The organism is Shewanella electrica (genome assembly GCF_022321485.1).
In the GTDB taxonomy this organism is placed as follows: domain Bacteria; phylum Pseudomonadota; class Gammaproteobacteria; order Enterobacterales; family Shewanellaceae; genus Shewanella; species Shewanella electrica.
In genome coordinates this window covers 1-413 of sequence record NZ_JAKOGG010000070.1, presented here as the reverse complement: position 1 = coordinate 413, position 413 = coordinate 1, and the positions used below count along the sequence as shown (strand labels likewise).

The following is a 413-nucleotide window of genomic DNA, read 5'->3' as shown; positions in this document are numbered from 1 at the left end:
CAAGAAAGTGGACGGTCGTTTTAAGCGGACGACTTGCTCTTCTTGAGCTTCTCCAGCAACACCTTCTTGACAATCTTTTGCTCTTCAATCAGGAAAGCACGCACAATACGCTGACGCACGCACGTGGCGCAACGCGAGCCACCGTAGGCACGGGAGACGGTGCGGTGGGTCTTGCTTACGTTCTTGTACTCCTTTGACTGCAGATGCTTAATGCCCTTAAGCGACTGCTTACAGTCACCACACTTGGGACCAGCAGCACGTTTCTTGAGGTACTGAGCAACCAATTTACCACCAGGCGTCTTCACGGTCTTGATCTTATTCGACTTGGTGGCGTACGAGTGCCGGCGGCGGTAAGTAATGCGCACGTTCTTGACCATTGTCAAAACCTTTTGTTCTGGTTCCTCCTATCTCCC

At 52.1% G+C, this 413-nt stretch carries 1 protein-coding gene; it reads right to left on the bottom strand.

Translation table 11 applies throughout. The features are described from left to right. Positions 1-20: 20 nt before the first annotated feature. Positions 21-377, bottom strand: a complete 357-nt coding sequence (locus L9G74_RS19970; protein ID WP_238898521.1) for a 60S ribosomal protein L34 — start codon at positions 375-377, stop codon at positions 21-23. Positions 378-413 lie beyond the last annotated feature (36 nt).

What these genes read in the sequence shown, in the direction of transcription:
- L9G74_RS19970 (WP_238898521.1), bottom strand. Translation starts at nt 377, where the DNA reads ATGGTCAAGAACGTGCGCATTACTTACCGCCGCCGGCACTCGTACGCC.